Genomic DNA, 7558 nt, shown 5'->3' on the forward strand with positions numbered 1-7558 from the left:
CCACCGCCACCCCTCCCGTACGCTCAGTCCCATGTCCCTCTACGCCGCATACGCCGGAAACCTCGACGCCCGGCTGATGTCCCGTCGCGCACCGCACTCGCCCCTGCGTGGCACCGGCTGGATCACCGGCTGGCGGCTCACGTTCGGCGGCGAGGAGATGGGCTGGGAGGGGGCCCTGGCCACGATCGTCGAATCCACCGCGGAGCCCGCCTCGGACGTCTTCGTGGCGCTCTACGACATCGCCCCCATGGACGAGGAGGCACTCGACCGGTGGGAGGGCGTCGGGCTCGGGATCTACCGCCGCACCCGGGTCCAGGTGCACACCCTGGACGGCACGGTCCCGGCCTGGGTGTACGTGCTCAACGCCTACGAGGGCGGCCTGCCCTCCGCCCGCTACCTGGGCGAGATCGCGGACGCGGCCGAGTCGGCGGGCGCCCCGCACGACTACGTGATGGAGCTGCGCAAGCGCCCCTGCTGAGGCGCGAACCGGGCCTTCCGGATGCGGCCGGCGGCGACCGGTGTTCCACGCTTGCCCCTGGTCAGCATCTACGCGCGTAGGCAAATACCGGTTAGGCTCTGCGCGTGAACGCATCTGAGATTGAGGGCGCGGCCGGCGCCGCGGCGGCCCGCATCCGGGAGTTGACCGGGGTCGCCGCCCACGACGTCGCGCTGGTCATGGGCTCCGGCTGGGTGCCGGCGGCGGACGAGCTGGGGGAGCCGCAGCACGAGTTCGACTTCACCGCACTGCCCGGCTTCCCGCCCCCGAGCGTCGAGGGGCACGCGGGACGGATCCGCTCCTACCGGGTCGGCGAGAAGCGGGCCCTGGTCTTCCTCGGCCGCACCCACTACTACGAGGGGCGCGGCGTCGCCGCGGTGGCCCACGGGGTGCGCACGGCCGTCGCCGCGGGCTGCAAGACCGTGGTGCTCACCAACGGCTGCGGCGGCCTCCGCGAGGGCATGCGCCCCGGCCAGCCGGTCCTCATCCGCGACCACATCAACCTCACCGCGACCTCCCCCATCGCCGGCGTCAACTTCGTCGACCTGACCGACCTGTACTCCGCGCGGCTGCGCGCGCTGTGCAAGGAGATCGACCCCAGCCTGGAGGAGGGCGTGTACGTCCAGTTTCCCGGGCCGCACTACGAGACCCCGGCCGAGATCCGCATGGTCCGGGCCATCGGCGGGGACCTGGTGGGGATGTCGACCGTCCTGGAGGCCATCGCCGCTCGCGAGGCGGGCGCCGAGGTGCTGGGCATCTCGCTGGTCACGAACCTCGCCGCGGGTATCACCGGCGAGCCGCTGAACCACGAGGAGGTCCTGCGGGCGGGCCGCGACTCGGCAGCCCGGATGGGCGGCCTGCTCGCCCGGGTGCTAGGACGGATCTGACCGGGACCGCCGTGTGACGGGAGGAGAGGAAACGATGCCTCAGGAGACCGGGGACCGGGCGGCGCTGCTCGCCCGTGCCCAGGAGTGGCTGGCCGAGGACCCCGACCTCGACACCCGCAAGGAGCTGGCGGGGCTGATCGCCGAGGGCGCGACGGAGGCGCTGGCCGGACGGTTCGCGGGGACGCTCCAGTTCGGCACGGCCGGGCTGCGGGGCGAGATGGGCGCGGGACCGGCCCGCATGAACCGCGCGGTCGTCATCCGCGCCGCCGCCGGTCTGTCCGCCTACCTCGCCGCGCGCTCCCCCGGCCTGGTCGTCATCGGCTACGACGCCCGCCACAAGAGCGCCGACTTCGCCCGCGACACCGCCGCCGTGGTGACGGGCGCGGGGCTGCGCGCCGCGCTGCTGCCGCGCCCGCTGCCCACGCCCGTGCTGGCCTTCGCGATCCGCCACCTCGGCGCGGTCGCCGGGGTGGCCGTCACCGCCAGCCACAACCCGCCGCGCGACAACGGCTACAAGGTCTACCTCGGCGACGGCAGCCAGATCGTGCCCCCGGCCGACGCGGAGATCGCCGCCGGGATCGCCGCCGTGGGCCCGCTGCACACCGTGCCCCGGGCCGAGGAGGGCTGGGAGGTGCTCGGCGAGGACATCGTGGACGCCTACCTGGCCCGCACGGACGCGGCGCTCTCGGCGGGCTCGCCGCGCACCACCACGGCCGTGTACACCCCGATGCACGGCGTCGGCCGGTCCGTGCTGACCGCGGCGTTCACCCGGGCGGGCTTCCCCGCGCCGGTCGAGGTGGCCGAACAGGCCGAGCCCGACCCGGACTTCCCCACCGTGGCCTTCCCGAACCCGGAGGAGCCGGGCGCGATGGACCTGGCCTTCGCCACGGCCCGCGCGACCGAGCCGCGGCCCGATCTGGTCATCGCCAACGACCCCGACGCCGACCGGTGCGCGGTGGGTGTGCCGGACGCGGGGGCGGACGGCGGCTGGCGGATGCTGCGCGGTGACGAACTCGGCGCGCTGCTGGCCGCCCACCTGGTCCGGCAGGGCGTGCGCGGGACGTTCGCCGCGTCGATCGTGTCCTCCTCCCTCACCGGGAAGATCGCCTCGGCGGCCGGGCTGCCGTACCAGGAGACCCTGACCGGCTTCAAATGGCTCGCCCGCGTGCCGGGCCTGGCCTTCGGGTACGAAGAGGCGCTGGGGTACTGCGTCGACCCGGACGGCGTCCGCGACAAGGACGGCATCACCGCCGCCCTCCGCGTGGCCGAACTGGCCGCCTCGCTGAAGGCAGAGGACCGGACCCTGACCGACCTCCTGGACGATCTCGCCGTGACCCACGGCCTCCACGCCACCGACCAGCTCTCGGTCCGGGTCGCGGACCTGACCCTGATCACCGACGCCATGCGACGGCTGCGGACGGCGCCGCCCGCCGAACTGGCCGGTCTGCCCGTCGCCGCGGCGGAGGACCTCGGCCGGGGCACCGAGACCCTGCCGCCGACGGACGGGCTGCGCTACACCCTCTCCGGGGCGGGCGACATCACCTCCGCCCGCGTGATCGTCCGGCCCAGCGGCACCGAGCCGAAGATCAAGTGCTACCTGGAGGTCATCATCCCGGCCCCGGCCCGATCGGCCCTGCCGACGGCCCGCGCCCGGGCCACGGCCGTCCTGACCCGCCTGAAGGAGGACCTGGCCCGCCACGCCGGTCTGTGACCCTCCGCCCCGCCCGGGGACACCGCCGCACGCACAGGCCGCCGCGCGACCCGGTCCCCCGGCTCCCGGACGGCAAAGGGGACCGGGAGGGCCGAGCGGACGGGGACGGCCCGCCGCCGAGCGCAGCCGCACGGCCACGGCGGTCCCTCCCGCCCCGGCGGGACGGCAGGGCGGACCGGGACGGCCCGGCCGCGCGCGTCGCCGCGCCGCCCGGTCAGGTCGTCAGTGCGTCAGCTCGTCAGCTCGTCAGTGCGAGGACGATCAGGGCCACCGCGCCCGCCGCGAGGGGGGCCAGGATCTCGTAGCTCCAGCGGACGCCGACCGCGCCCCGCGCCGCTTCGTCCGTCGCGTGCCGCTCGGCCAGCTCGCGCAGCTCGGCCACCGCCGCGTCCCCGGGGGCCGTCCGGGGGGTCGAGTCCGCCGTGTCGAAGTCGGTGCCGCCGAGGCCGAACCCGCCCAGCAGGCCGGTGCGCCGCGGCTGGCGGCCAGCCATCTGCTCGTTGTGCCGGTTCGCCCTGGAGCGGGCCCGCAGCGAGACCGGGATCGCCCACATCTGGTACTTCGTGCCGGACGCCAGCAGCTCCGTCGAGTAGCTCGCGCGGATGGCCTCGACCGTGCCCCAGGGCGCGGTGATGGTGCGGAACGGGTTCCGCACGCGGAGCCGCTCGTCGGAGGCGAACACCGCCGGCCGGAACGTGAAGGCCACGATCAGCGGCACCGCGAAGAGGAGCATGGCCGCCGCGGACACGGGCGCCCGCCCCTCGCCCCGCAGGATCGCGTCCCCGCCCAGCCAGCCCCCGAGGCCGAGCAGGAGACATCCCGCCACGATGGCGGCCGGAGAGCGGTAGACGCGGTCCGCGTACTTCTGGGGCTCACTCATGCGTCCGATTCTGCCGGACTCCCCGGGCCCGGGAACGCCGGTCGCGCGTCACTCCCCGGCGGATCCGGCACGCGAGTCGAACAGCACCTCGACGTCGCGGCCGTGGCCGACGACCGCCGGGTCCTCCTCGGGCGCCGTCCCGGCCATCCCGCCGGCCACGTGGTACCAGTCCTCTCCCGTCCGGGGGTGGCCACGCCACTACGCGCGTAGATATGCTGGTCTGGTGACCATGCCATCCACAGCACCGGCGCTGCCCCTGGCGGACGTGACGGCGACCAATGCCGCGCTGCGCCGCTTCCTGCACGGTCTGCCCGGCGTCGACGCGGTCGGGCTCGAAGCCCGCGCCGCCGCCCTGGGGACCCGTTCGATCAAGACGACGTCCAAGGCGTTCGCCATCGACCTGGCCATCTCCATGATCGACCTGACCACCCTGGAGGGCGCGGACACCCCGGGCAAGGTGCGGGCGCTGTGCGCCAAGGGCGTCCGGCCCGACCCGGCGGACCGTTCCGTGCCCTCCGTGGCGGCGATCTGCGTCTACCCCGACATGGCGGCCGTCGCCGTAGAGGCGCTGCGCGGCACCGGCGTCGCGGTCGCCTCCGTCGCCACCGCCTTCCCGGCGGGCCGCGCCGCCCGCTCGGTGAAGCTGGCGGACACCCGCGAGGCCGTCGCCGCGGGCGCGGCCGAGATCGACATGGTGATCGACCGGGGCGCGTTCCTCGCCGGCCGCTACCTGGAGGTCTTCGAGGAGATCACGGCCGTCAAGGAGGCGTGCGGCGAGGCGCATCTGAAGGTCATCCTGGAGAACGGCGAGCTGGCCACCTACGACGCCATCCGCCGCGCCTCCTGGCTGGCGATGCTGGCCGGCGCCGACTTCATCAAGACCTCGACGGGCAAGGTCGCGGTCAACGCCACCCCCGCCAACACCCTGCTGATGCTGGAGGCCGTCCGCGACTTCCGCGCCGCCACCGGCCGCCAGGTCGGCGTCAAACCGGCCGGCGGCATCCGCACCAGCAAGGACGCGCTGAAGTACCTCGTGCTGGTGAACGAGACGGCGGGCGAGGACTGGCTCGGCCCGGCCTGGTTCCGCTTCGGCGCCTCCAGCCTGCTGAACGACCTGCTGATGCAGCGCCAGAAGCTGAGCACCGGCCGGTACTCCGGCCCCGACTACGTGACCGTGGACTGAGGACGCCATGAAGTTCGCCTACGCGCCCGCGCCCGAATCCCGGGCGACCGCCGCCGTCGCACCACGCCACGGCCTGTTCATCGACGGCGAGTTCCGCGAGGCCGCCGACGGAGCGGTCTTCCCGACGATCTCCCCGGCCTCCGAGGAGGTTCTCTCCGAGGTGGCCCGGGGCGGCGCCGAGGACGTCGACGCCGCGGTGCGGGCCGCCCGCGCCGCGTTCCCGGCCTGGTCGGCGCTGCCGGGGTCGGAGCGCGCCAAGTACCTGTTCCGGATCGCGCGCCTCGTGCAGGAGCGCTCCCGCGAGCTGGCCGTGCTGGAGTCCCTGGACAACGGCAAGCCGATCCGCGAGTCCCGCGACGTGGACCTGCCGCTGGTCGCCGCGCACTTCTTCTACTACGCGGGCTGGGCCGACAAGCTGGCCCACGCGGGCTACGGCCCCGACCCCCGCCCGCTGGGCGTGGCCGCCCAGGTCATCCCGTGGAACTTCCCGCTGCTGATGCTCGCCTGGAAGGTCGCCCCGGCCCTGGCCACCGGCAACACCGTGGTCCTCAAGCCCGCCGAGACGACCCCGCTCACCGCCCTGCGCTTCGCGGAGATCTGCCGTCAGGCGGGCCTGCCGCCCGGCGTGGTCAACATCGTCACCGGCGACGGCGCCGCCGGTGCCGCCCTCGTGGCGCACCCGGACGTGGACAAGGTCGCGTTCACCGGCTCCACCGAGGTCGGCCGCGAGATCGCCCGCACCCTGGCCGGCACCCGCACGAAGCTCACCCTCGAACTGGGCGGGAAGGCGGCCAACATCGTCTTCGACGACGCCCCGCTCGACCAGGCCGTCGAGGGCATCGTGGGCGGCATCTTCTTCAACCAGGGGCACGTGTGCTGCGCCGGTTCCCGCCTCCTGGTCCAGGAGTCGGTGGCCGACGAGGTCCTCGACGCCCTCAAGCGCCGCATGGCCACCCTGCGCGTCGGCGACCCGCTGGACAAGAACACCGACGTCGGCGCGATCAACTCCGCCGCGCAGCTCGCCCGCATCCGCGAGCTGGCGGAGTCCGGCGAGGCCGAGGGCGCCGAGCGCTGGTCCCCCGCCTGCGAGCTGCCGGAGACGGGCTTCTGGTTCGTCCCGACCCTCTTCACCGGCGTCACCCAGGCCCACCGCATCGCCCGCGAGGAGATCTTCGGCCCGGTGCTGTCGGTGCTGACCTTCCGCACCCCCGAGGAGGCCGTGGCCAAGGCGAACAACACGCCCTACGGCCTGTCCGCAGGCATCTGGACGGAGAAGGGCTCCCGCATGCTCTGGATGGCCGGCCGCCTGCGCGCCGGGGTGATCTGGTCCAACACGTTCAACAAGTTCGACCCTGCCTCGCCGTTCGGCGGCTACCAGGAGTCGGGCTACGGCCGCGAGGGCGGCCGGCACGGTCTGGAGGCATACCTCGATGTCTGACGCGCGACTGAGCGTCTTCAAGACCTACAAGCTGTTCATCGGGGGATCGTTCCCCCGCTCCGAGAGCGGACGCGTGTACGAGGTGACCGACTCCCAGGGCCGCTGGCTGGCCAACGCGCCGCGCGGCTCCCGCAAGGACGCGCGCGACGCGGTCGCCGCCGCCCGCACGGCGTTCCCCCGCTGGTCGGCCGCGACCGCGTACCACCGCGGCCAGATCCTGTACCGGGTCGCCGAGATGCTCCAGGGCCGCGGCGAGCAGTTCCGCGCCGAGGTCGCCGCCGCCGAGGGCCTGTCCAAGTCCGCGGCGCGGGCGGTGGTCGACGCGGCGGTCGACCGCTGGGTCTGGTACGCGGGCTGGACGGACAAGGTGGCGCAGATCGCGGGCGCGGCCAACCCGGTCGCCGGCCCCTACTTCAACCTCTCCGCCCCCGAGCCGACGGGCGTCGTCGCCGTCCTGGCCCCCCCGGACTCCTCGCTCCTCGGCCTGGTCTCGGTCCTCGCGCCCGTCATCGCCACCGGCAACACGGCCGTCGTCGTGGCCGCCGAGACCGCCCCGCTGCCCGCGCTCACCCTGGCCGAGGTGCTGGCCACCTCCGACCTCCCCGGCGGCGTGGTCAACGTCCTGTCCGGGCTCACCGCCGAGCTGGCCCCGACCCTCGCCGCCCACCAGGACGTCAACGCGATCGACCTGACCGGCGCCGACCCGGAACCGGCGCGCGAGCTGGAGGCCACCGCCGCGGAGAACCTGAAGCGGGTCCGCCGCCCGCACCGCTCCGCCGAGGACTGGACGGCCGACCCGGGCACCGGGCGGCTGCTGGCCTTCCTGGAGACCAAGACCGTCTGGCACCCCATGGGCGTCTGACCAGGACCCCGCCCCCGACGACCCGCCGCGCGACAACGGCGGCGACGGCGAACCAACGGAAAAGCGCGGGTCCGGCCGGACCCCCACTGGCCGACCGGACC

7 protein-coding genes are annotated in these 7558 nt (G+C 74.5%); 6 read left to right on the forward strand and 1 reads right to left on the reverse strand.

Annotated elements, in window-relative coordinates:
* The first annotated feature begins 31 nt into the window (after window positions 1-31).
* From ACSNOC_RS16405 to ACSNOC_RS16415, 3 genes are all read left to right on the forward strand, one after another.
* Window positions 32-478 (forward strand): gamma-glutamylcyclotransferase, encoded by a 447-nt coding sequence (locus tag ACSNOC_RS16405; RefSeq protein WP_436748187.1) that lies wholly within the window; start codon window positions 32-34, stop codon window positions 476-478.
* A 98-nt stretch (window positions 479-576) separates the two neighbouring features.
* On the forward strand, window positions 577-1383 hold the full coding sequence (locus tag ACSNOC_RS16410) for a purine-nucleoside phosphorylase (protein WP_436748194.1): 807 nt from the start codon (window positions 577-579) through the stop codon (window positions 1381-1383).
* 34 nt (window positions 1384-1417) lie between these two features.
* Window positions 1418-3094 carry a phospho-sugar mutase gene (locus tag ACSNOC_RS16415; RefSeq protein ID WP_436748188.1) on the forward strand — a complete coding sequence of 559 codons (1677 nt, stop codon included), beginning with the start codon at window positions 1418-1420 and terminating at the stop codon, window positions 3092-3094.
* A gap of 238 nt (window positions 3095-3332) precedes the next feature.
* Here the strand turns inward: ACSNOC_RS16415 and ACSNOC_RS16420 are convergent, their stop codons facing one another.
* Complete coding sequence (locus tag ACSNOC_RS16420) at window positions 3333-3974, reverse strand: PH domain-containing protein (RefSeq protein ID WP_436748189.1); 642 nt, start codon at window positions 3972-3974, stop codon at window positions 3333-3335.
* Between the two features lie 229 nt (window positions 3975-4203).
* On the opposite strand from ACSNOC_RS16420, the gene deoC reads away from it, so the two are divergent.
* From deoC to ACSNOC_RS16435, 3 genes are read left to right on the forward strand one after another with little or no spacing between them, the layout of a single operon-like run.
* A complete protein-coding gene (deoC, locus tag ACSNOC_RS16425; RefSeq protein WP_436748195.1) occupies window positions 4204-5157 on the forward strand; it encodes a deoxyribose-phosphate aldolase in 954 nt (317 codons plus the stop codon).
* A 7-nt stretch (window positions 5158-5164) separates the two neighbouring features.
* A complete protein-coding gene (locus ACSNOC_RS16430; RefSeq protein ID WP_436748190.1) occupies window positions 5165-6595 on the forward strand; it encodes an aldehyde dehydrogenase family protein in 1431 nt (476 codons plus the stop codon).
* Window positions 6588-7457 carry an aldehyde dehydrogenase family protein gene (locus ACSNOC_RS16435; protein WP_436748191.1) on the forward strand — a complete coding sequence of 290 codons (870 nt, stop codon included), beginning with the start codon at window positions 6588-6590 and terminating at the stop codon, window positions 7455-7457. Before ACSNOC_RS16430 ends, ACSNOC_RS16435 begins: the two co-directional genes overlap by 8 nt.
* The last annotated feature ends 101 nt before the right edge of the window (window positions 7458-7558 follow it).

The sequence above is a fragment of the Streptomyces sp. URMC 129 genome (assembly GCF_051386415.1).
Taxonomy (GTDB): domain Bacteria; phylum Actinomycetota; class Actinomycetes; order Streptomycetales; family Streptomycetaceae; genus Streptomyces.